A 22,849-nucleotide genomic window follows, 5' to 3' on the forward strand; every position below is an offset into this window, starting at 1 on the left:
TGTATTTTTGCGCATTTCTTAACCTATTATTTGCTTTAAATGCCTTAAAAAATGCACCGATGAAAATGACATAGCTAAAAAATTAATATCTTGGTTAATCATTAACACAACATGGGCCATACAGAATTTTTAACTTACCAAAAGTTTAACGATAAAAATTTAGCAGAAGATCTTACCAGTGTTTTAGCTAAAGAAGGTATCGAATTTGTTTTTGAAGATGATACACCTCATTTTGATGTTTCATTTGCTAATAACGAAACGGATAAAACCTACTTAGTAAAGCTAAAAAGTATTGATTTTAAAAGAGTAGATGATATTTTAACAGAATTATCGACCAATCAGATTATTGACGCGGATCCTGATCATTATCTATTCGACTTCAGCAATGAAGAATTAAAAGAACTGCTGCTGAAAAGTGATGAATGGAGTAAGTATGATTTTTTACTGGCTCAAAAAATATTAAAAGATAGAGGGCAAACGATTGATGACAGTAACTTAGCTTTACTTAAAAATCAAAGAATTGAGGAATTAGCAAAACCCGAAAAAAGTCAACGACTATCTATCATGGCTGGCTATGTTTTCGCTTTTTTTGGTGGACTAATTGGAATCTTTATCGGCGGACATTTATATTCTCATAAAAAAACGCTACCAAACGGAGAACGAGTATACAGTTATTCTGATCAGGATAGAAAACAAGGCAAAATCATTTTCTCAATTAGCATTATCTCTGCCATCATTTGGACAATATATAGGCTAGCCAACACTTAAAATAAAACATCACTGATTTAAAGGCTTAACTGTTAAAAATTGGAAATAAACTAACTAGCTATTGGCTATTGCCTGATAAAAGGCTTCACGGTAAACCTCTCCTACGGCAATCGCCCTTTCGCCAATGCTTACCCGATTTCGCTCTACACTGCTGATCTTATTTATCGCTACAATAAAAGACTTATGGATACGGATAAATTGACTGGAAGGCAGCTGCTCCTCCATTTTCTTCATTGTTTGCAAACTGGTGATTTTCCCAGTTATGGTATAAATTACAACATAATTTTGAAGCCCTTCGATGTAGAGGATATCCGCAACATCAACCCTCACCAACCTATACTCTGTTTTTACGAAAATGTGAACCGCTTCTTTTTCCCTCATAACCGGCAAAGCACCTGCATTGTTAGCCCCCGCCAAACCATCCAACATTAGCTGTACTTTTTCTACCGACTTATAAAATCGTTCAAACGAAACAGGCTTCAACAGGTAATCAACAGCATCGTTCTCATAACCTTCCAATGCATACTCCGCATAGGCTGTGGTTAATACCACCAAACATTTTCCCTTCACTATTTTCATAAACTGTAGTCCGCTGAGTTCAGGCATCTGTACATCCAGAAAAACAAGGTCTACTTCACGTTCCATCACTTTGTTCAGGGCCTCCAAAGGGTTGGTAGTACAAAAAGTTAAGGTCATTGATGGGACTTTAGACACATAGTGCTTTAAAACATCTATCGCTAATGGCTTGTCATCCACAATCATGCATCTAATCATATAGTCCAATTTTTAAATCCACAATATAAGTATCCTCTTGTTGTCTAATAGCAAGCTCATGTCGTTTTGGGTAAATCAACGCTAAGCGCCTTTGCACATTCATCAAACCAATTCCCCCTGTTCTATCTTTTTTGGCGATGTTAATCTTATTACGAATATGCAAATGAAAAGCGAGTTCATCAAGGTTGATCGCAATTTGAATAGGTTCGTCACTATTTTTAAAAACACCATGTTTAAAGGCATTTTCAATGAAATTGATGAGAATTAACGGAGCGATTTTTTGTCCGGCTATTTTACCAGATACACTAAAATCAATATATGAAGATCCTTTTTGCCCAATTTTTTGTAGATCAATTACATTATTCAAGTATTCAATTTCGTTGGAAAGAGGTACATACGGGTCATCGCTCTCCCTCAACATATAGCGCAGCACTTCCGAAAGCTTGAGTAAGGCATCGGGTGCATGTTCCGACTGCTGCTGAGTAAGCGAATAGATATCGTTGATGGTGTTGAACAGGTAATGTGGATTTACCTGCGATTTTAAAAACGCCAATTCTGTTTTGAGCTGTTCCTTTTCAACCACTTCCTTTTCGGCACGAATGCTGCGCCAGTCCATAAGATAGCTCAGCAACAGCCCCAAAAATATGTTCAGAAAATTGGCACTCAGCGTAACAATGAAAGCAAAGGAAAAATCGAGGTCTAGTTCGTAGCTTTTCCAACCTATTGAGGGATACACCACCTGCTCCATTAAATAATACAGCGGACTGAACAGCACAATGCCGCCCAAAAGTGATAGGACATACTTGAATATACCGCCTTTTTTTAAAATATATGGTATCAGTAACAGGTAATTGAAATAAAAGAAAAGAACGGAGCAAATGGTTTGCAATACCTTAACTGGAACCACAATACTTAGAAATAAGTGCCAATTAAATGTGGTTCCCAAAACCCCAGTACCTATGGCCACAAGCAAAACTTGCATCAAAACCAATAGCCAATATCCGGTATGTAAATAGAAAAACAAGTGCTTTTTCATATGTCAAAGGTAGCCTAATTTAGCTAGGGCGATAAAAAGAATAAACAACGCCGTCAATTTTATTGACAAAACCCAAAACTGCATACACGACCTGGATTTAAGCAAATTTCTTCACTCGTCATTGGAATGATGGCTTTCGTCAATCGCTTTTCGATTTGTAAACGTAACGAGGGACTTTTGACTCACTAATGAATACAAAAAGATGAAAACGATTCCATATCACTTCTTATTGCTACTAATTGCAGTCCAACTAATCAACGCATCTAGCGCAAAGGCACAAGTAAATATCACTAAAATTCAAAACCAGAACATAAAGCGCTTCATCCAAATATGGGGATTAGTGAAGTACAAATCTGAAAAAAGTATAGTTGGTGAATTTGATGCCGACAAAGAGTTTTTATCACTAATTGATTCCGTTAAAGATGCCGACGAAGAGCGGTTTGATCGGATCAACTTGAAGTTGATTGGACAGGTGAATCTATCTACAGCATCATCAACGCATAGCTATCAAAAAAACAACATAAAATATCTGCTTAACAATATCGATTACAGTTGGATTAAAAAATCGAGGTATTCGGCTACGCTGAAGCAACGGCTTACTGCGCTGTCAAATCAGGTAAATGATAGTGAAAAACATCACTATATCCCCACCATATGGTATGAAAATAACCTACCGAATGAAGCATCTTATAGCGACTATGGATTCAACGAACAGAAAATGAATCTACTGACATTAGCCAAAGTATGGAACGCCATCGAGTATTTATTTCCATACAAATACATGACAGATAAGAATTGGAGCCAAACCTTGGTAGAAATGGTTCCTATTTTCAGAAACATCAAAGATAGAACCAGCTATGAAAAAGGCCTGCTGATGTTAGCGGCAGCTATAAATGATACCCACGGAGGTGAACTTATGGACCACCTAAAAATGACAAGTACCATCTTTAACGTTAGATATTACCCTCCATTTGACTACAAAGTGGAGGCAAAAGGTATCATCATTGAGAAATTCCTTAACGATTCCCTAGCAAAAAATAGTGCATTGAAACCTGGAGATATAATTACGGCTATAGACGGCATCAAAATTGGCCAATGGATTAAAGAAAGGGCGGCATTACTTCCTGCTTCAAACGATGCAGTTAAATATAGGGAATTGAGCACATCTAATAATAACCGGGGAGATACCTTTGCCTTTAGTAATTTAAAAGGCCAAACTTTACAGCTACAGGTGCTGAGAAACAAAGCGCATTTAAACGTAGCATTGAAAATGTTGGATCGTTTTGATAAAGAAAGTGTTAAGCTGATTGTGGACGATCTTATGCAGAAAAGGGAAAAAGAAAAAAAAATTAAGGGTATGGAAAACATTAGCGATGACATTACGTTGTTCAGGGCGGGCAATTTTTTCGACAGGAATTTACCAAATTACAATGACCTTGAGCAACTCTCAGCTAAGCTTAAAAGTAAAAAAGCCATCATTTTTGACATGAGAAAATATCCGCAATCACCAGGCTTATTTGGTTATTACCTGCCCTTGCTACTCGGCAAAGCTCCCTTTGCGTTTGCACGTTATTATGCGGTGGATTTGAAGAACCCAGGTGCTTTTATCCACCTGGAGGGAATTGAAAACTATATGCGTGTTGAAAAAGACGGCGTAAAAACCATTGGCGAATTATATACTGGAAAGATTGTAATTTTGACGGATGAAAACACGCAGAGCATGGGCGAATGGTTTACCATGATGTTACGCCAATTTAACGCAAATACCACTATTATCGGTAGCCAAACAGCAGGCGCAGACGGTGATGTGAAAAGACTAACCCTACCTGGAGCCTACCAGTTTAGTTTTACAGGCAATGGCATATTTTACCCTGATGGCAGGGAAACACAGCGTATCGGTATTATTCCTGATATCTACTTTAAAGCATCTGCGAAGGATTTGAGTGGAACTGAAGATGCCCACCTACAACGAGCGTTAAAATTCATTAAAGAAGGAAAGTAATTTCGAGCCAGCTTTTATAGCATACTTGTTGAGTTGAACAACCAAAAAAAGTGCATACAAATGCATTTAAAATAAGTTGTTCAACCACATTTTTAGCTACAGTTACGGATTTAAAAAGAAAGTGCTAGCTAAGATTGTCAACAGCAAATTCCATAGCAACATCGCTTAACCTTCATTTTTATCGCTCTTAACTTATCACTTTTTCATCAACATGATGACTAAAATTTACAGTTGAAGCTAAAGCCGACAATAATTCGTCTATATCGATGGGTTTACTTATTACCTTATCCATTCCAGATTTAACTGCAAGCCCTTGAATATCTTCCATTTTATGTGCCGTTAATGCAATGATTGGAATATTTTGAAAATAATCGGCATTTAACTGTCTAATGAACCTTGCAGCTTCCAAGCCATCGGTATCTGGCATTTCAATATCCATTAAAATCACTGAAAAAGATTTATCTGACAATGCTTCAAATGCCTCGATTGCACTACTGACCATGGTGTAAGTATAAGAGTGTGCGTCTAGCACCTTTGACAAAAGCATCCGGCTTATTGGATCGTCATCTACAACTAGTATTTTTTTATTCTGCATATCAATATTCGGTTGTAAAAAAAGATTTCAAATATATTCCTATTTGATTTAAATCGCGATATTTTATACCAATAAAGTATTACTTAATACCATTTTTTACTTTATCTCAACCAAACAACAAAAAAGAAACGGGCAAATGCTTAAGAGCGATTTCTTGCTTGCAAAAATCATGAAGCAAGACTTTAGTGAAGCGGGCGCTGAAATAAATGTTGCTATCAGGCAAGCTACCAAAGCTAAATAAGCTCAACCGATTGCAATAAATTGTAAATTTCTTGTAATAGGATTTGACCGAGAAAAAAGAACATCTGGCTTAGGAAAATAAAATAATCTGCTATATTAGTCAACTGCGCTATAATGTGCGTGGAAGAAACATTATAGATCAATTTAATGCCATTTTATGAAAGAAAGAAATTCTTCGAAGAGTAAGTTCAAACTTATTAGCCGATTTAAAACTGCCCAATAAAACTTTTAAAAAAAACACCAAAATAAGCAACTTAAACCAGCGATATGAATAACCCGATTTACAATTTCATCAATCTTCACGACGGAGAGCAGGACAAACAGGTGGTGCTAGATAACGTTACACTCAATACCTCGTTCAGGGGCTCCAACCTTTGGATACTAGCCTGTGCTATCCTAATCGCTTCGGTAGGTTTAAATGTCAACTCCACGGCTGTGATCATCGGTGCCATGTTGATTTCCCCGCTGATGGGGCCAATCGTTGGTGCGGGCTTTGCGTTGGGTACCTACAATTTTGCTCTGTTAAAGAAATCCATGAAAAATCTATTGATTGCTACAGTGGTGAGCCTGTTGGTGTCATGCGTGTATTTCTACATCAGCCCTTTCAAGGATGTACAATCCGAACTACTGGCGAGGACTGCTCCAAACATTTACGATGTACTCATTGCCTTCTTTGGAGGACTGGTAGGTGTAATCGCCTCTACAAGGGTGGAAAAAGGCAATCCAATTCCAGGCGTAGCCATTGCAACGGCACTTATGCCACCTCTTTGTACGGCGGGCTACGGACTGGCCACCTTTAACTTCAGCTTTTTTTTCGGTGCTTTTTATCTATATACCATCAATTGCTTTTTCATTTGCATTGCTACCTTTTTACTTGTTAAATACCTAAAGTATCCCTCGTCCATAGTTGACGAAAAGTACAGAAAGCGCATCCGTTACGGAATCACGGCGTTGATCATGGTCATGATTATTCCCAGCTGCTATTTGGCCTACACGCTTTGGAACCAAAAAAAGTTCAACAAAACTGTAGAAGAGTTTATTGACAATGAGTTTACCAGCCGCGGATACACGGTTATCTATAAGAAAATTAACTACCATTCCAGACCAAAGGAGATTGAAATTGCTTTTCTGAACAGAAAACTCAGCGACCAGGAAATAAAAACCTACAACAAGCTGCTTGGAGAGAAAGGTGTGGAAGCAAAACTCCATATCAGGCAAGACGATACCGATTTGAAATCTGAGATTCTGAGCGAAGTCAATAAACGCAATGCGTCAATTTCGGAAAAAGACCTCACCATTAACAGCCTCCGACAGGAATTGGACAGATACAAGGTTAACGACCGCAGTTTGATCAGGGAAATGGGCATTCTTTTTCCTGATTTGCAGGACATTACCCTTGGAAAGGTAGAAAGATACCCCATGACCGATAGCGCAAGAATTAATTTTCTCTTCCTTTACAGCAGTCAACCAAAAACCGATACAACCAAACTTAAGGCTTGGCTTTCGGAGAGATTGCAGACCAAGGAGTTAATCCTGATCAGAAAATAACGCATCCTTGTCTAAATATCAAATTACTTAGCCGAAGTGATATACCTGCGCTTAAAAATGGCACCAAGCAAATTTCAGGACAAAAAAAAACATCCGCAAAAGGCGGATGTTCCAATTATTAGAAGGAGTGTCTTAAGCTATCGTAACGTTAACTGCATTCAGGCCTTTCCTGCCCTGTTCTACCTCATAGCTAACCGAATCATTCTCGCGAATTTCGTCGATCAAGCCCGAGCTATGTACAAAAATTTCGGCATCGCCATTAGAAGGTGTAATGAAGCCAAAACCTTTTGTCTCATTGAAAAATTTTACTGTTCCTTGTTGCATTATATTTTTTTATTATTAAGCCACAAACTTAATCATAATTTATTGATTTTCAGCTATTTTTAAAATATAAAATAATATAGTGCCCCTATTAGTGTTTAAAGGGAGATTAATTATTTCTTTTCTCATTGAGCGACCTATTATTACTCCGATAAACCTTTTCCGATTGTCGGCTGTTTATGTATTACTTAATAACAAAACGCCATGCAGAGTAAAAGTGAACAGATCACCGAACTGACCATCCGTAATGAAGAACTGGAGAACTATTTCAGCAACACAATCATTCCGCAGCTTTTTGTCGACGGGGATCTCATTCTCCGTAAATTTACTCCACCTGCAATGAGGCAGTTCAGCCTTAGGGAAGAACATATTGGAAAATCTATAGAAGAAGTAAGGGAAAATTTCAGGTTTCATAGCATCATTGATGATATTAGAGGCGTAATTTACGATGGGAACATCCTGGAAAGAGAAATACAAACGGTAGATAAACGATGGTATCAAATGAACATCCTTCCATATCGTATTAAACGAGAAAACCGTACCAACGGTGTGATCATTACCTTTGTAGACATCACCGCAAGGATACGCGACCTTAGAGAACTGGAAAAACTGGTTGCCGAGAATGAACTGCTGATTGATACCATCGTACACGATATTAGGACGCCGCTTACGGCATTGGGGCTTACCATACAGATGCTGAAAAAACTTACCAGCAAAAACATGGAAAAGTTCACCGAACTTTTAGGATACCTTGATAACAGCCAGCAAAAGATCAAGTCTATTGCAAATGAACTTGTCCAGTCCAGATGGGCTGATATTGAAAACAGGTCGCCAGTGGAAACGATAGATCTAGAGAACATTTTTGAAGACGTTAAACTAACACTAGCCCAGCAAATCTCAGAAACTAAATCTTCAATATTTAGCAGGCTAGAAGTTTCCGAAGTTAGCATGTCCAGACGTAGTCTACGGAGCATTATCTATAACCTGGTGGGCAACGCCATCAAGTACAGGTCGCCCGATAGACGTCCAGAGATTGCCATAACCTCTCGAAGAGAAAATAATTTCATCTTAATCGGTATTTCCGATAACGGGATGGGAATAGCGAAAGATGATCAGGATCGCATCTTCAGAAAGTTTGAGCGCATTAACCACAACGTGGAAGGAAACGGCGTTGGGCTTTATCTGGTTAAAGAATCGTTGCAGACTAACGGTGGAGATATAACCGTAACAAGCGAGGCTGGAAAAGGATCAGAATTTACAATCAGATTAAAGGCATGAATTAGTTTTGAGGCTAATAATGCCTGGTTTAAATAACAATCAACCAAAGCTAGCTCCGTCTTTTATTTGCCAATGAGATTGCTATTTTTACTAAACGCTACAAGACAGCTCCTTTTTAACCATTGGATTTTTTTTGTGGATAAAATAGCTAAATTATAGGTTGTCCCTATGATTATCAATAAGCAACTCAACCTGTTCAAGCATATAATCTAAATTAAAAGGTTTAGTTATGAAAAGGTCTTCACCATAATTTTGCTCGTGTAACAATGGGTTGATGTGAGCGGACATGATGATGATCGGAACTTTACTGAATCGTTCATCGGCTTTCAACATTCGGCATACATCTATTCCGTTGCCATCGGGAAGCCGCACATCAAGCAGAAAAATATCCGTTGGGAGAATATCAATGGAAAAATTGGCAACTGTTCCGTATCCATGTACTACAAAACCTTCGCTTTCAAAGATCAGCGTACAAATATCCCGGATGTCCAGGTCATCCTCCAATATAGTTATCGTTTTTTTCATGGTATCTATTTGTAACAATAGATATACTGGTATGTTTGCCAGATAAGTATTTTAGATATCTTTCAGGTATTAATACCTTAAGAGAAAACTCCCTACTTCGGAACAATTTTAATGTTTATAGGGCTCCATACTAGCAAATCATCATCATAAAACCTAAACTATGATTTTAGCGTAAATATAATAGACATAAAATGACCTATTGAAAATGTAGTAAAAAGAAAATTATCCTATCTTAAGCAGTAGCTAACATGATACGAACAACTTAGATTAAAACATTTCCCGTCAAACATGGAACAACAAAAATTTCCTATACCTCAGAACGAGGCTGAGCGCCTCCAACGCCTATCCGATTTAGATATAGACTACACCGATTTGAACGAGAGCCTGAAGGATCTTAATCGCTTAGCAGCCAAGGTTGCTGGCACTAACATCTCTTTGATTAACCTGATCGATGCCTACACCCAGTGGACCGTCGGGTCGCATGGCCTGGACCTCCAACAGATGACAAGAGAGGAGTCTGTTTGCCAATACACCATCATGGGCGACCAAGCATTCGAAGTTCCTGACCTATCAGTGGACGAACGCTTCAATAAGAATTTTTATGTAGATGATCCGCTTTCTCTCCGCTATTATTTCGGTATTCCGCTAAGCGATAAGGGAATCAACATTGGTGCGCTTTGTGTGCTGGATACATCACTAAAAACCCTAAGCCCTGAAAAAGTGGAACTGTTGAAGATCATAGCCGATGAGATCGTAAACAGAATAAAGTGCTACCATGCGCTTGAATCAATGCAGCACCGCTTAGAAAATGCAGACCAAGCCAACAAAAAAGTAGCACATGATATCCGCGGACCCATTGCCGGTATCATTGGTCTTTCGGAGATGATTACCCAACAAGGCAATTCTGCGAATCTTTCGGAGGTATTAGACTTTATAAGAATGATCCATAGCGGAAGCAAATCCTTATTGGACCTTGCAGACGAAATACTAAGCCAAAGCGACCGAGAAAGACCACTTACAGAGAATGAGCTCAACTTGAGTTCCCTTAAAGATAAACTATTGAAACTTTATCTTCCTCAAGCTACCCATAAAGGGATTATTTTGGACGTAAAGATTAACGAGCTGACAAAAAACGTCGTATTTTCTAAGCACAAAGTACTCCAAGTAATTGGTAACCTCATCTCTAATGCCATCAAGTTCACTCCGCAAAAAGGCAGAATTGATGTAATATTGGATATCGTAGTAGAGCCAGATAAAAACTTATTAGCTATTTCAGTATGCGATTCTGGTATAGGCATTGAAGAAACTCGCATCAGAGAAATCCTATCCGGAAATGCAGAAAGTACCATGGGCACTAGCGAGGAGAAAGGCTATGGTTTCGGCCTGCCACTGGTAAAGCATCTAGTAGAAAAGCTTGATGGGAAACTGGAAATAGACTCCAAACCCGGCGAGGGAACGAACTTTAGGGTTAAGTTGCCGCAAAGACCAATCTAGAAGTTTATCAAATAAAAATCATAAATGAACTGCTACTAACGCAGCCTATTTGATTTATCAATTAATTTGATAGCTTTGCTAGTGAGAGCGTTAATTTAGATGATGGGGGTACAACATTTGGGGTACCTCCTTTTTTTTTTGGTGCCATTCCATATTTTCACTTGCCCATGTTGCCTAGGCTGTCCGGTAGTTAAGCAATATCTATTTAAGGGCATGCTATCGATAAAAACCAATCGATCCTTTTATTTCTAAAACAGCAACTGTGGTATCACCTTTCAGTTTAGCTAGGATTTTTACTTCTGTTCGCCGAGTTTTTCGATTACATCTGCCTTTTTGCGCCTAGCCACTTCAAATATCTTACCATCGGCCATGGTGAGCATACAGGGAAATCCTTTGCTATATTTTACGATATGCGAAACACTGGCTAACACGCTCCTGTTGATGCGAACGAAATCGCTTTTTGGTCCTAGGTATTCTTCAAACTCGCCAATCATTCGGGTAACGATATATTTTTCTCCGGTAATAGTAACCATTGTACAATAATTGCCATCGGCCTCTATGTAAATGACCGTTGAGAGCGCCACAAGTACCACGCTATCTCCCACATGCACGGCTACCTTTCTGGGCTGCGTTTCCATGTCAAGGCTATCGAGCATATTGCGTACCATTGCCTCGTAAGTTCGCTTGCCCAGCACTCTTTTTTTTGCCTTTTCAACCGCAGCCTTCAATTCAAAAATATCAATAGGTTTCAGCAGGTAGTCCAATGCATTGAATTTGATTGCCGTTAAAGAATATTGCTCATAGCTGGTCACAAAAACGATCTCAAAATTGATTTCATCGAATTCATCGAGCATCGAAAAAATATGTCCCGCACCCATATGAATGTCCAAGAAAACAAGGTCGGGATTAATAGTTACAATTAGCTCCTTAGCTTCTGGCAGGTTTGCAGCCTCTGCCATCACTTGTACGCCTTCGGTGTGGGCAGCAATGAAGTGGCGTAATACTTCGCGTCCGTCCTGTTCATCATCTACAATCAATGCCCGTATAATATTTTGTTTGTCCATACAGATTTCCCTTTTAATATTAGCTATCTTCCGTTAGCGAGAGTGTGATTTCTACACGTGTGCCCATTTCCAGATCAAGCACCTTTACCTTAAAGCTGCCCTTTGGAAAAATTTCCTGCATTGTTTTTAACCGCTGTTCGGTAAGCATCATCCCAGCTGAAACGTAGTTTTTCTGCGGCTGCATTTCTGCTGCCATTTTTCTTCCAATACCGTTATCAGTGATACTAATGAGCAATTCATTTTCAAAACTAACTACCACGATTTGTAACTTACCCCTGCGCTGCCCACGTAGGCTGGTAAGCCCATGCCAAATGGCGTTTTCCACATAGGGCTGAATAAACATCGTTGGTACGTGTATGTGGTAGGCATCCAATGCCGGATCGACGGTGATGTCATAGTCAAAAGCTTCCTTAAAGCGTAGCTTCTCCAGCTCACAGTACAGCTTTAGCGTATCTATTTCCTCTTGTAGGCTAATGGTCTTTTCGCCAGATTGCTTAAGTACTAGCCGTATTAGCCTGCTGAACTTTGTAAGGTACTGGCTGGCATCGGTAGTACGGTTGGTAATGATGTAGTTTTGTATGCTATTGATGGCGTTGAAAATAAAGTGTGGGTTCATCCTTGCCTGTAGTGCGGCTAACTTACTCTGAGCAATCAGTACGTTGATACGGTCTTTCTCCCGTTCGCGTTTCTCTATGCGGGAAATCTGCCACTTTCTGACGGTGAAGAGCAATAAAAGGAGTGTTAGTAGACCTAAACAGATGAACCACCAAGTAAGGTAGAATGGGCTGGCAACGGCAAAGCTAAACCTCACCGTTTCTTTGCTACGCATACCGTTAGCGGCTACAGCAAAAGCTTCCAACTGGTAATCCCCCGGCTTAAGATCCTGAAACAAAAGTTGGTTTCCCGATACGCTGACAAAGCTGTTATCCGCCCTTAATCTATACGAAATCTTAATGGCACGATTACGATAGCTGGCCACGCTGAAGGTGAACATGAGGCTGTGTCCAGAAGCAGGGAGTTTCAACACTGCCGTACCCTTAACCTGTTTGGCTTTGGATGTAACCCTCACACCCACAAGCACTGGCCTTACCCTAGGCCGCAACGAAATTGACGACGGGAAGGAGAGCAGTCCATCGGGAGTAAGCAAATAACACTGTTCAGCGTGGATAGCTATCCTATAAACATCCCCTCCGGGCAGTCCTTCATCCACTCCTATGCGTTCTGCCGACCAATGGCCTCTGCTTAGCGAAAGCTTCCGAAGCCCACTGTTGGTAGCGCACCATATGGTACCAGATCGGTCTGTGTGCAGGTCGTAAAAAACATCCGTACCTAGGCCTAACTGCACATCCATCCTCTCTATTTTTCCATCAGCGCTGATTCGATAAAGCCCGTTGCCCTTAGTGGCTACCCAAAGTTCCGTTCCCCTATTCGGCATGATAGCCGTTACGGTATGCTCAATATCTGGAAACCTATTCTCCCGCCCAGTAGGCAGATGTAACGAGTACAGTCCATTCGCACAGCCAAATACCAGCGTACTGTCGTTAAGATATTCGATACACCTTCCGGGCGACTTTAACATGGTAATGGTTACTATCCCTTTTTCTGTGTGCTGCAATATCTTATCATGGGTAATTGAATACACCTTGCCGTTTCGCTCGGTGGTATTGTCGTAGATGGAAACATCGCGAAAGTAAGTATCGCTGAAAAGAAAGCGGGCGTTGTTCTTTGGCGATAAGCGCTGATCAAGTATAGCAAGCCTATCATTGAGGCTCACCTTGAAGCTACCCCCATAATAAGCTACACTACGTACCCTTGAATTGCCAATGGCTTTTATGGTTTTGAAATTGGAAAACTGATCAACGGCCAGCAGTCCAAAATTTTCGGGGGCAACAAACAACCGATCTCCCGCTCGCCACATCTGCGCCGGCGGCACAAAGGAAATACCGGGAATGCCATAACGCCTTAGGTGCTTACTTGCCGACACGTACACACCGTTTTCAAGGGTGGTACACCAAACATTGCCTTCCCTATCCTCACAAATACCTGATACGGAGTAACCGTTGAGAGAGGTGATTTGCAGGGTAGGATGTTTTGGGCTTGGAATATAAACTACCCCCTTTTTTACTGTCCCTATCCATAGGCCGCCATCCCTATCGCGATAGAAACTAATGGCCGGAGCCGCCAGCCGATAAATCTCGTGCTTCAGCTGCGCATCGATCCTTACCAATCTATCGTTAAAAATAAAAAAACTGTACCTGCCAGACTGTTGGGCCAGTACCCTCCAGTTCAAGTCGGCAACCCGATCAAAGTTCATAACGAATCTTGCGTATCTTTTACCTGCATTAACCAGCACATTGATACGTTGCGGACTTTGGAAGTTCGTTTTTCTATCAGCAAAGTAATTGGTATTATTGGATACGATGGCGCTATCCGAGAGTTCAAAAACCAAGTCATCTGCCTTTGACTTAACAGGAAATTTTGTAATTGCCCGCAACTTGTTGTCCAGCAGATAGCTCTGTCGCGGGGTCTGTATGTGCATCTTGCCTCCAATAGTCTTCAAGTCATAGATGTTATTATAGAATTTCTTATCGCCCAGCTTCACTGGAATATCCGAAGGAGTTTCAACCAATTTGCCACCAACGTAACGCAGCAGCCTATTCCTAGAGGTAGCGAACCACATCCGTCCCAACAAATCGACGCCTACCGCGTATACTGCTTTCTCAGGCAGTCCTTCTGTAGCCGAGAAAAGCTTGGCAGTCCCCCCATCGTACCTCACCAGGCCTTGTTCTGTAGCAATCCATAAATAACCCTTTGGGTCCTGTGTGATGCTGTAGCATTCCGAAGATGGCAGGATCAATCCGCCACCTACACTTTGGAAAATTAATTCCTGAGCAAGTAGCGCAATAGGGAGTTGTAGTAATAGTTGTAACAGGAATAGTGTACGCTTTAACACGATGCAAAATAGCAATTGTAGACATCATGTTACCGAAAAAAAACCAAATGCACCAAAAACTGGATAAGCGGTAAGGTAGCTACTGCGCAAACCCTTTTCTTTTGCATGCAAAGAACAACGCATCAATATTTCACACTTAAATTCTCTAACATGATTAAAATGCTACTCATCAATTTTTTTAAGAAGTGCTTTTCGTTGCTGTTATTGGCAACAGGCTTAATTTCTCTTGCTAGTGAGCAGACGATGGCACAGGCTACAGTACTTGCGCAGGGCGATATTTCCATCATCGGCTTTAACTCCAGCGACAACAGGGGCGTATCTTTCGTGGTGTGGAAGGCCATCAACACCGGTACTGAGATCCGCTTCACCGACAATGGCTTTAACTCGTCTTCAAGCTCTACCAGTGCATCCAATATCCGCTGGCAGGAAACAGTACTGATATGGACTGCTACAGAAAATATTGACGCCGGTAAAGTGATCACCATAGAAAATGAAACAACCAATTACGGTACTGCTAATGTGATCAACTCCACTGGACTTGATCCTGGGGTTACAGCTTTGGGACTGAGCAATAACGCAGGCGACCAGATTTTTGCCTATCAGGGATTGAATATGCCAACTACCACAACCGCTACTACCGGAAACCAGACTTTCAACAATACCATTCTTTTCGGATTGGGCTATCAGGGCAACTCTGTAAATACCTCCTGGATTACCAGCGGAACCACTGCCACGTCAACTTCCTATCTACCGAGTGACCTAGTTGCGCCCAATAGAATTTACCTGGCGGGAAACGCCACTGCTGGGCAGTACACTGGAGCTAGAACGGGCTTTACCGTATCGCAACTAAAGTCGTTGATTGCCGACCCAACAAATTGGACCAATTTGACAGGCTTAGGAACTATAGTTACCTACAATACCGCTTCTTTTGCTACCGGTACATCCAACAATGCCAACCTCAGCGGCTTTACTTTGAGCCAAGGCACTTTGTCTCCTGCATTCAGTGCATCGCAAACTAGCTACACGGCTACGGTGATGAGCGGAACAACTAGCATCACCATCACACCAACAGCGGCGCAGGGCAACGCAACTATTAAAGTAAATGGCACTACCGTAACAAGTGGTAACGCATCAGGCAATATTGCCCTTGCCCTTGGCAGCAATGTAATTACGATAGAGGTTACTGCCCAAGATGGCACCACTATCAAGACCTACACGGTAACAGTTACCCGTGAAAGTACGCTCCCTGTAACGCTCTTATCTTTTACGGGCAAGGCGCAGGCCGATGGCAACTACCTGCAATGGCGAACAACCGCCGAGCGGGACAACAAAGGATATATCATCTACAGAAAAGTTGCAGGGAATGATTATAAACTGCTTGACAGATTGGCGCCAAATTTATCAGACACGTACTACTTTACTGATAAAAATCCGCCAGTTGGCAACAGCTATTACCAGTTGGTGCAAGAAGACCTTAACGGTACAGCGACCATTCTTGGCGAGTTAGTGATCAAATCACTACAGGATGCAGAGATTCGGATTTTCCCGAACCCCGCTACTGAAACGACGACCGTAAGCTATGCCTCGGGAGTTTATACTAAGATTGAGCTGGTGGATCTGAACGGACGGATCTTTTACACCAAGGAGCTAAATCCCGGAAGCGGGCAACACGATATTACCGTAAGTGGTTTGCCAAAAGGAACCTATGTGATCAGCTTAAAAGGCAATGGGCTCAATAACTCTTTGAAGTTCATCAAAAATTAAATATCGTCAAGCGGCGACTAACTAGGCTCGCCGCTTTTTTATTTAGAACTGATTAAATAGTTATGACGACGGCAAGTAGTGAGCACGTGCTCAACAAAACAATTAGCTTTTAGCAATGCCTAGCAAGAACCATCACGACTATTATAGCAACATCTGCATATTAATAGCAAATAATTTTTCCAGTATTTTGAGGTCGAAAAATGGCGAAAGAGTTTCATGCCCAACTGGATAACGGCACTTTCAAATTCTGGAAAGAGGATGTCTGAGACTTACATTCTAAACACAACTAATGCTAGAATTTACTAAAAACTATTTAGTATAGAATCTGGAAATACATTATTGATTTTTAAATATTCAATGATGATGTTTAATTCTTTTTCGGAAGCTTTCCCCACACCAAGGTGACACTTTTCTTGAGACTTAAATTTTTTCACTAAAGTATCTGGATGATCGGCAACCTCTGCCAATGCAGGTCCAATTAATTGGTGACCAATGGCATGACAAGGCGAGCACTTTTGTTGGTATACACTGCGAGGTGCTTCTCTATCTAAATCTACTTTGTACAACTGCTTTGTTTCTCTTGAGTTGCAACTTAACAGAAGTAGAAAAACAGCACATACTAATGAAGGTAAACCAAGCTTTTTATATTTAATTGAGAAATTCATGAATTTAGCTTTTAAACACCTCAACCCGATGCCATTCCAAAGCCTCCTGCGTTGGGTAATGGTTTTGTTGTTGAGGCAATATGATTTGTTTACCTTTTAACGCACTCAGCGCATAAGGATGGTTTTGATCTTCTGTTAAATGAGCCGAAACTAGAATGCGGTAGTTTTCATCTATACTGAGCAAACCCCGGTCAAAAGCACGGTGCATATTAGGGCAAAGTGCAATACCATTGGTAACACTATCATTTTGGCTATGGCTAAAAGGTACAATGTGGCAAGCGTCAATAAAACTATGTCTGTACAAACTGCTTAAGCTCATGCCTGTAAAACTACATTGTTGCTGATAGAGTTTAGGCACAAGGCGTTTAAATAGGCCATTACGCACAAAAACATCCTCTTCCGTGTATTTACTTATGCGTTTGAGTTTCGCTTGAGGTTCTTCCAGCAAATCCGAAGCTTGATCATTAAGGTAACCCCGACCCTGCTGTTTGGCGTTCATCAAGTTATTTTTGGTCGAAGCAAAATACGTATCTAATAATACTTCCCTTAAAAAATCACGGCTTATGGCATCATTTAACAAGAGCCACAAATCGGCGGACAAGTAACCATATTCGCAAACCTTAGCCAACACACTAACAGATTTAATGTGCGCATTAATCTGGCAACCCAGCACAGGCTGTAAAAACCAATAGCCTTGACCTTCTACCCTTTCGCTTTGGAGATAGTAGAACGGTTGGGTAAAATCTTCTTGATGTGCGGTGTTCACCAACAACAGCCAGTTTTCTTTAAAAGTCCCTACCAGTTGTGCGTCTACAAATACCCGGTTATCACTTACAATGTCTTTTTTAATTAATTCAATAACGGTTAACAGCAAAATAGGCTTATGCGGCGCAGCACCATATTTGGTGCCGCCACGTTTAAGGCGTGAAAAAGCTTTGGTGTATTTTTGGAGAGCGGAATCGAGCATCTAATTGTAAGTTTTGCTGAAGCGAAAATAAAAAATTTAAATCGATTGGTATTCAAAATACTATCATTAAACTCAGTTGAATTTTCAACCCTAAGCTAGTCTTGGAAAACCGCTAAATCAATGGTTAAGCTCATTGACTACGATTGGTTTAAAGCCTTAGCAATGGAAATTGGCAAACTGCATTGTAACTTTCATAGGTCGGCGGGCGTCTTATAGCGAAAAACCATTAATGAATACCGTTTCCCATTTATCACTACGCTTGAAATCAAACTGCCCTATTTACTTGCTGCTAGGTATAAGTATGGCGTTACTTGCTTGCAAAAAGCAAAACCCCGACAAGCCAACCCTCGACGAACCTACTTCTGCAGTAAAGATTATTGATTTATCAGATAAATATTTGGCCTATGGAAGGGATTTTCAATTAGACCTTAATGGAGATAAACGTGCCGACTTCCTTTTTACTGCATTTCATGTTTCTTATGATCTGAACACCAAGTCGAAGTTGGTGTTCCAGCTTTTGAGTACCACCACCACACGTGTGGCAGTAAATACCGCAAACGAAAGTACGCCAGTGTTGCTGAAGGGGCAAAAAGTAGAAACTACTACTTACAACGGTTATGAGTGGTTTCCAGTAGGCGAAGTTATTCTTGTAGAAAAATTCTATGGGAATGGTCCCACATATTGGTCTGGAAACTTTGTGAGCAACAGTTTGCGTTACTTGCCTTTTCATTTATTTACGAATGGCAAATATTACTCGGGATGGCTTGAAATAAGCACCGACACCGATAAGGAGCAGGTACGCCTACACCGTGCAGGCATCGCCCTACAACCTGACCTACCCGTAATTGCTGGAGAACAATGAGATTTTCGGCTAGCAAACATCAATATTAACAATTGTACAGAGGTGTATAGAAACAAAAAACTACTCCAAACAAAAAAGCCTCTAGCATTAGGCTAAAGGCTTTCGGGTTGTACCCCTTATGAGGAATACTTTGAACATTTAAATCGCTTTCTATCGCTCATAGAACCTATAATTGACGATTTAGAGAGAAAATGCTTAATTGAGTGAGCAGATTCTTTAAAGAGTTTTGATTTATTATTGTAACCTCTATCGGACTACTTTAGAACTTTTAATTTGGCAATATTCAAATAAAGTAGTTTAGTATTGGCTGTTGGAAATTTGCTAGAAAATTAATGAATATTGTGAGTAATTTCGGATACTGGACTTTCAATATCCTATATATCGATCTTAAAATTACTATCGAACACAGGCAAAGAATAAGTATTACTAATACATAAAAATCTTTTATATGCAAATCATTATCGAATATCATTTTTCGATAAATCATCAGCTAACAATTTAGCCTGTGTAATTACAGTGTCGACAGCTTTTTCTTGTAAGTCAGGTGGATAACCGGATTTTCTCAATACTCTTCGGATATTTCTTCGGAGTTCTGCCTGAACGGATTCTTTTATTGTCCAGTCGATAGTGGTACTGTTACGGACTGTTTTTAATAATTCCTGTGCTATCTGTTTTAAAATATCATCTCCGAGTACAGCAACTGCACTGTTGTTCACTTCTAATGCTGTATAAAAAGCATATTCTCTATAATCTAATCCCAATTTATCACCCCGCCTGTTTGCTTTTTTCATCTCTTCAGCAAAGGGAATTAAGACTTTCTCCAGAAATTCAACAGTATCAATCATTCCATTATGATAACGTTTGATGGCATCTTCCAACATTTCGGAAAACTTCTTGCTTTCTACTAAATTGATTTTCGATTTCTTTTTAATTTCGTCTTTGAGTAGTTTTTTCAACAATTCAACTGCTAAGTTTTTTTGAGGTAAGTCTTTTAGCTCTTGTAAAAAGCGTTCATCTAAAATTTCGATATTGGGCTTTTTTAAACCTGCCGCATCAAAAATATCAATCACATTATCGGCAGTAATGGCTTCGGAAATAATTTGCTTAATAGCCGTTTCCATTTCTTCATCTGTTTTACCTCCTTCGTTCCTGTCGGATATTTTGATCAATCTTGCTTTAATTGCCTGAAATAATGCTACATCGTCACGGATAGTCATCGCTTTTTCATGAGGTACAGAAATGGCAAACACTTTCAATAAGTTTTTGGTGTTCTCTGTAAAACTTTGTTCTCCGTTTTCCTGACTAAAAATATAATCTACGATTACAGGAATGAACTTAAGCTTTTCTTCCGGTGAGAGTGTAAAGAATTTACGCCAGTCAAAATGCCGTAACTGATAATCAATAGCTTCGTGTAATTCCAACATTTTTGCTACTGCCAACTCCTGATCAAGTGTTGGTTTTCCTTCCCCACCACTTGCCGTGTATTCGGCTAATGCGGTTTTTAATTCTTGTGCAATCCCTAAATAATCTACAACCAAACCACCCTCTTTTCCTTCATTAAACACCCGATTTACTCTGGCTATCGCCTGCATCAGATTATGTCCCCGCATCGGTTTATCTACATACAAAGTGTGTAAACAAGGCGCGTCAAATCCCGTAAGCCACATATCTCGCACAATAACCAATTTCAAGGGGTCATTTGGATTTTTCAAACGGTCACCAATAGCTTTTCTTCTTGGCTTATTGCGAATGTGAGGTTGAATATTCAAGGTATCACTACTACTTCCTGTCATTATCACTTTGATTACACCCTTATCGTCATCGTCTGAATGCCAAAAAGGACGGAACTTGATAATAGCATCATATAATTCTACACAAATCCTTCGGCTCATACACACGATCATTGCTTTTCCGTCTAATACTGCATTTCGTTGCTCAAAGTGATATACCAAATCCTCTGCAATTTTTTTGAGACGATTTGGATTGCCTACAATAGCCTCTAAACGTGTCCATTTTGCCCGCATTTGCTGACGGTTACTCAATTCTTCGCCTTCGGTGAGTTCTTCAAACTGCTCGTCTAAATGCACCTTTTCGTCTTCAGCAAAATGTACTTTCGCTAAACGGCTTTCATAAAAAATCGGTACAGTTGCTTTGTCATCTACCGCTTGCTTTATATCGTAAATGTCCACATAGTTCCCAAATACTGCTTGCGTGTTTCTATCAGTACTTTCTATGGGTGTTCCGGTAAAACCAATAAAAGTCGCGTTAGGCAAGGCATCTCTTAAGTGTTTCGCAAAACCATCAATAAAGTCGTATTGGCTCCTGTGGGCTTCGTCGGCAACTACAACAATGTTTTTTCGTTCACTTAGTGCTTTTATATCCGCACCAATGTATTCAGCAGAAGGTTCATTTACAACATTTGAATTTTCAGGTTGAATAACATCTTCCTGCATAGGCATAAACTTCTGAATAGTCGTAAATACTATACCTCCCGAAGCTACCTGTAGTAAATTCTTTAAATCTCTCCGACTTTCCGCTTTTTGTGGTTCTTGTCTTAAGAGTTGCTGACAGTTGGTAAAGGTTTCGTGCAATTGTTCATCAAGATCATTTCTGTCTGTCAAAATAACCAAAGTCGGGTTTTCCATTCGTGGATCAATAATCAATTTACCTGAATAAAAAACCATACTTAAACTCTTCCCACTTCCCTGGGTATGCCAAATTACGCCACCTCGTCTGTCGCCTTCCCCAGAGCTTGCAGTTACAGTACTTTCAACCGCTTTATTCACGGCATAATACTGATGATAAACGGCTACCTTTTTAAGTGTTTTTGTATCGCTTTTTTCAAACACAATGAATTGTCTCACTAAATCCAAAAGCGTTTGTTTATTTAGCATTCCGTCAAACATTACCTGCATTTGCATTTCCAAATGGGTAGCCTCTGTCTTTCCGTCTTTGGTCTTCCAACTCATAAATCTCCCGAAATCACTGGTAAGTGTTCCACAACGGGCATCCCAGCCATCACTGATGATTAGTAATTCATTGTAGGTGAACAATGAGGGAATAGCTTGTTTATACGTTTGCAGTTGATTATATGCTGATTTGATAGTCGTATTTTCATCTACTGCATTTTTGAGTTCTATAACTACCAATGGCAAGCCATTGATAAGCAAAATTAAATCAGGGCGTTTGTTCTGATTGCCTTCTATAATGGTAAATTGATTGACAACCAAAAACTCATTGTTTTCAGGGTTTTCAAAATCAACGACATATACTTTTTCACCTCTGATGCCACTTTCCGTTCTGATTTCTACATCTACACCATCAGTAAGGTAATGGTGAAATGTTTCGTTGTTAATGAGTAAATTTGGACTATCGGTACGTAACACTTTTTTTAAGGCATCTTCTTTGGCATCTTGAGTAATGGATGGATTGAGTTTGTCTATGGCATCACGCAAACGGGTAGTCAACACCACTTCACTGTACTGTCTTTCCGGGTGCTCGCCATCGGGTGAAATATTTACTCCGTTCAGGTATTCATATCCTAAACTTTTTAAATAACCCAATGCAATTTCTTCTATTTCGTTTTCGGTGATGCTGTTTCTCATTTTAAAAACCTAATTCTGGTTTAGTACCAATTACTCCAATTATGACTTTATTCAGAGTATTATCTGGATAATAGTATACTCGATACGCAGTTCCTGCACTTAATTTTATGTGCCAGCTAAATTCTTTGTTTGTTCCATCGGGACAAGTATAGATTCTGGTACTGCTACTTTTTTTGAGTCTGCTTTTTGTATCTGGACTTACATTTATTCCCATTTCATAATGAGGAAAAGTCCCTCCTTCCCATTTAACAGCAAACTCATTAAGTCTGATAAGCTTTTCTTTTATTAAAAGAAATCTATCATCATCAATAGAAAACTTGCACAAACAGTCATAAACTGTGTATTTCGGAAATACTATCCATCCCTGTACGTTCCAAACTGTTCAGTA

At 40.0% G+C, this 22,849-nt stretch carries 17 protein-coding genes; 7 read left to right on the forward strand and 10 right to left on the reverse strand.

The genetic code is table 11. The features are described 5' to 3' along the window. Positions 1–111: 111 nt before the first annotated feature. A complete protein-coding gene (locus tag DUT68_RS17665) occupies positions 112–768 on the forward strand; it encodes a hypothetical protein (RefSeq protein ID WP_113639560.1) in 657 nt (218 codons plus the stop codon). 54 nt (positions 769–822) lie between these two features. On the opposite strand, the gene DUT68_RS17670 is transcribed toward DUT68_RS17665, so the two are convergent. Together DUT68_RS17670 and DUT68_RS17675 are read right to left on the reverse strand one after the other, a co-directional pair. Further along, positions 823–1,542, reverse strand: coding sequence for a LytR/AlgR family response regulator transcription factor (locus DUT68_RS17670; protein ID WP_113639561.1), 720 nt, complete (start codon positions 1,540–1,542; stop codon positions 823–825). Then, a complete protein-coding gene (locus DUT68_RS17675; protein ID WP_113639562.1) occupies positions 1,535–2,578 on the reverse strand; it encodes a sensor histidine kinase in 1,044 nt (347 codons plus the stop codon). Before DUT68_RS17675 ends, DUT68_RS17670 begins: the two co-directional genes overlap by 8 nt. 202 nt (positions 2,579–2,780) lie before the next feature. Here DUT68_RS17675 and DUT68_RS17680 point away from each other — a divergent pair, with 202 nt between their 5' ends. Further along, positions 2,781–4,580 carry a S41 family peptidase gene (locus tag DUT68_RS17680; RefSeq protein ID WP_113639563.1) on the forward strand — a complete coding sequence of 600 codons (1,800 nt, stop codon included), beginning with the start codon at positions 2,781–2,783 and terminating at the stop codon, positions 4,578–4,580. Between the two features lie 187 nt (positions 4,581–4,767). Here DUT68_RS17680 and DUT68_RS17685 read toward each other — a convergent pair whose 3' ends face one another. Further along, positions 4,768–5,175, reverse strand: a complete 408-nt coding sequence (locus tag DUT68_RS17685; protein WP_113639564.1) for a response regulator — start codon at positions 5,173–5,175, stop codon at positions 4,768–4,770. Positions 5,176–5,682: 507 nt separating this feature from the next. On the opposite strand from DUT68_RS17685, the gene DUT68_RS17690 reads away from it, so the two are divergent. Continuing rightward, positions 5,683–6,963 carry a DUF389 domain-containing protein gene (locus DUT68_RS17690; RefSeq protein ID WP_113639565.1) on the forward strand — a complete coding sequence of 427 codons (1,281 nt, stop codon included), beginning with the start codon at positions 5,683–5,685 and terminating at the stop codon, positions 6,961–6,963. A gap of 132 nt (positions 6,964–7,095) precedes the next feature. Here DUT68_RS17690 and DUT68_RS17695 read toward each other — a convergent pair whose 3' ends face one another. Next, the gene (locus tag DUT68_RS17695) at positions 7,096–7,287 is read right to left on the reverse strand and encodes a cold-shock protein (RefSeq protein WP_113639566.1); all 192 of its coding nucleotides are present in this window, start codon (positions 7,285–7,287) and stop codon (positions 7,096–7,098) included. A 201-nt stretch (positions 7,288–7,488) separates the two neighbouring features. Between DUT68_RS17695 and DUT68_RS17700 the strand changes: the two genes are divergently transcribed. Beyond that, positions 7,489–8,562, forward strand: coding sequence for a sensor histidine kinase (locus DUT68_RS17700; protein ID WP_113639567.1), 1,074 nt, complete (start codon positions 7,489–7,491; stop codon positions 8,560–8,562). A 153-nt stretch (positions 8,563–8,715) separates the two neighbouring features. On the opposite strand, the gene DUT68_RS17705 is transcribed toward DUT68_RS17700, so the two are convergent. Continuing rightward, positions 8,716–9,087: a response regulator transcription factor gene (locus DUT68_RS17705; RefSeq protein WP_113639568.1), complete on the reverse strand. Its 372-nt coding sequence runs from the start codon at positions 9,085–9,087 to the stop codon at positions 8,716–8,718. A 372-nt stretch (positions 9,088–9,459) separates the two neighbouring features. Between DUT68_RS17705 and DUT68_RS17710 the strand changes: the two genes are divergently transcribed. Continuing rightward, positions 9,460–10,581 (forward strand): GAF domain-containing sensor histidine kinase, encoded by a 1,122-nt coding sequence (locus DUT68_RS17710; protein ID WP_198659636.1) that lies wholly within the window; start codon positions 9,460–9,462, stop codon positions 10,579–10,581. A 293-nt stretch (positions 10,582–10,874) separates the two neighbouring features. On the opposite strand, the gene DUT68_RS17715 is transcribed toward DUT68_RS17710, so the two are convergent. Continuing rightward, positions 10,875–11,645: a LytR/AlgR family response regulator transcription factor gene (locus tag DUT68_RS17715; RefSeq protein ID WP_113639570.1), complete on the reverse strand. Its 771-nt coding sequence runs from the start codon at positions 11,643–11,645 to the stop codon at positions 10,875–10,877. Positions 11,646–11,664: 19 nt separating this feature from the next. Continuing rightward, entirely contained in the window at positions 11,665–14,598 is a 2,934-nt protein-coding gene (locus DUT68_RS17720) for a sensor histidine kinase (RefSeq protein WP_198659637.1), read from the reverse strand. A 150-nt stretch (positions 14,599–14,748) separates the two neighbouring features. On the opposite strand from DUT68_RS17720, the gene DUT68_RS17725 reads away from it, so the two are divergent. Then, entirely contained in the window at positions 14,749–16,362 is a 1,614-nt protein-coding gene (locus DUT68_RS17725; protein ID WP_214608410.1) for a cadherin-like beta sandwich domain-containing protein, read from the forward strand. A gap of 302 nt (positions 16,363–16,664) precedes the next feature. Here the strand turns inward: DUT68_RS17725 and DUT68_RS17730 are convergent, their stop codons facing one another. Together DUT68_RS17730 and DUT68_RS17735 are read right to left on the reverse strand one after the other, a co-directional pair. After that, positions 16,665–17,027: a c-type cytochrome gene (locus DUT68_RS17730; RefSeq protein ID WP_113639573.1), complete on the reverse strand. Its 363-nt coding sequence runs from the start codon at positions 17,025–17,027 to the stop codon at positions 16,665–16,667. A gap of 4 nt (positions 17,028–17,031) precedes the next feature. Then, on the reverse strand, positions 17,032–17,994 hold the full coding sequence (locus DUT68_RS17735) for an HNH endonuclease (RefSeq protein ID WP_113639574.1): 963 nt from the start codon (positions 17,992–17,994) through the stop codon (positions 17,032–17,034). 229 nt (positions 17,995–18,223) lie between these two features. Between DUT68_RS17735 and DUT68_RS17740 the strand changes: the two genes are divergently transcribed. Beyond that, positions 18,224–18,856, forward strand: coding sequence for a hypothetical protein (locus tag DUT68_RS17740; protein ID WP_157960916.1), 633 nt, complete (start codon positions 18,224–18,226; stop codon positions 18,854–18,856). Positions 18,857–19,314: 458 nt separating this feature from the next. Here DUT68_RS17740 and DUT68_RS17745 read toward each other — a convergent pair whose 3' ends face one another. Then, positions 19,315–22,461, reverse strand: a complete 3,147-nt coding sequence (locus DUT68_RS17745) for a type I restriction endonuclease subunit R (RefSeq protein ID WP_113639576.1) — start codon at positions 22,459–22,461, stop codon at positions 19,315–19,317. Between the last annotated feature and the right edge of the window lie 388 nt (positions 22,462–22,849).

It is taken from the genome of Pedobacter zeaxanthinifaciens (assembly GCF_003313335.1).
In the GTDB taxonomy this organism is placed as follows: Bacteria; Bacteroidota; Bacteroidia; order Sphingobacteriales; family Sphingobacteriaceae; genus Pedobacter; species Pedobacter zeaxanthinifaciens.

Excerpts from the sequence above, each read along its gene's own strand:
- DUT68_RS17690 (WP_113639565.1), top strand. The coding sequence starts at position 5,683 with ATGAATAACCCGATTTACAATTTCATCAATCTTCACGACGGAGAGCAG.
- DUT68_RS17705 (WP_113639568.1), bottom strand. The coding sequence starts at position 9,087 with ATGAAAAAAACGATAACTATATTGGAGGATGACCTGGACATCCGGGAT.
- DUT68_RS17730 (WP_113639573.1), bottom strand. The coding sequence starts at position 17,027 with ATGAATTTCTCAATTAAATATAAAAAGCTTGGTTTACCTTCATTAGTA.
- DUT68_RS17695 (WP_113639566.1), bottom strand. The coding sequence starts at position 7,287 with ATGCAACAAGGAACAGTAAAATTTTTCAATGAGACAAAAGGTTTTGGC.
- DUT68_RS17670 (WP_113639561.1), bottom strand. The coding sequence starts at position 1,542 with ATGATTAGATGCATGATTGTGGATGACAAGCCATTAGCGATAGATGTT.
- DUT68_RS17685 (WP_113639564.1), bottom strand. The coding sequence starts at position 5,175 with ATGCAGAATAAAAAAATACTAGTTGTAGATGACGATCCAATAAGCCGG.
- DUT68_RS17725 (WP_214608410.1), top strand. The coding sequence starts at position 14,749 with ATGATTAAAATGCTACTCATCAATTTTTTTAAGAAGTGCTTTTCGTTG.
- DUT68_RS17735 (WP_113639574.1), bottom strand. The coding sequence starts at position 17,994 with ATGCTCGATTCCGCTCTCCAAAAATACACCAAAGCTTTTTCACGCCTT.
- DUT68_RS17700 (WP_113639567.1), top strand. The coding sequence starts at position 7,489 with ATGCAGAGTAAAAGTGAACAGATCACCGAACTGACCATCCGTAATGAA.
- DUT68_RS17745 (WP_113639576.1), bottom strand. The coding sequence starts at position 22,461 with ATGAGAAACAGCATCACCGAAAACGAAATAGAAGAAATTGCATTGGGT.
- DUT68_RS17740 (WP_157960916.1), top strand. The coding sequence starts at position 18,224 with ATGAATACCGTTTCCCATTTATCACTACGCTTGAAATCAAACTGCCCT.
- DUT68_RS17665 (WP_113639560.1), top strand. The coding sequence starts at position 112 with ATGGGCCATACAGAATTTTTAACTTACCAAAAGTTTAACGATAAAAAT.
- DUT68_RS17715 (WP_113639570.1), bottom strand. The coding sequence starts at position 11,645 with ATGGACAAACAAAATATTATACGGGCATTGATTGTAGATGATGAACAG.
- DUT68_RS17680 (WP_113639563.1), top strand. The coding sequence starts at position 2,781 with ATGAAAACGATTCCATATCACTTCTTATTGCTACTAATTGCAGTCCAA.
- DUT68_RS17675 (WP_113639562.1), bottom strand. The coding sequence starts at position 2,578 with ATGAAAAAGCACTTGTTTTTCTATTTACATACCGGATATTGGCTATTG.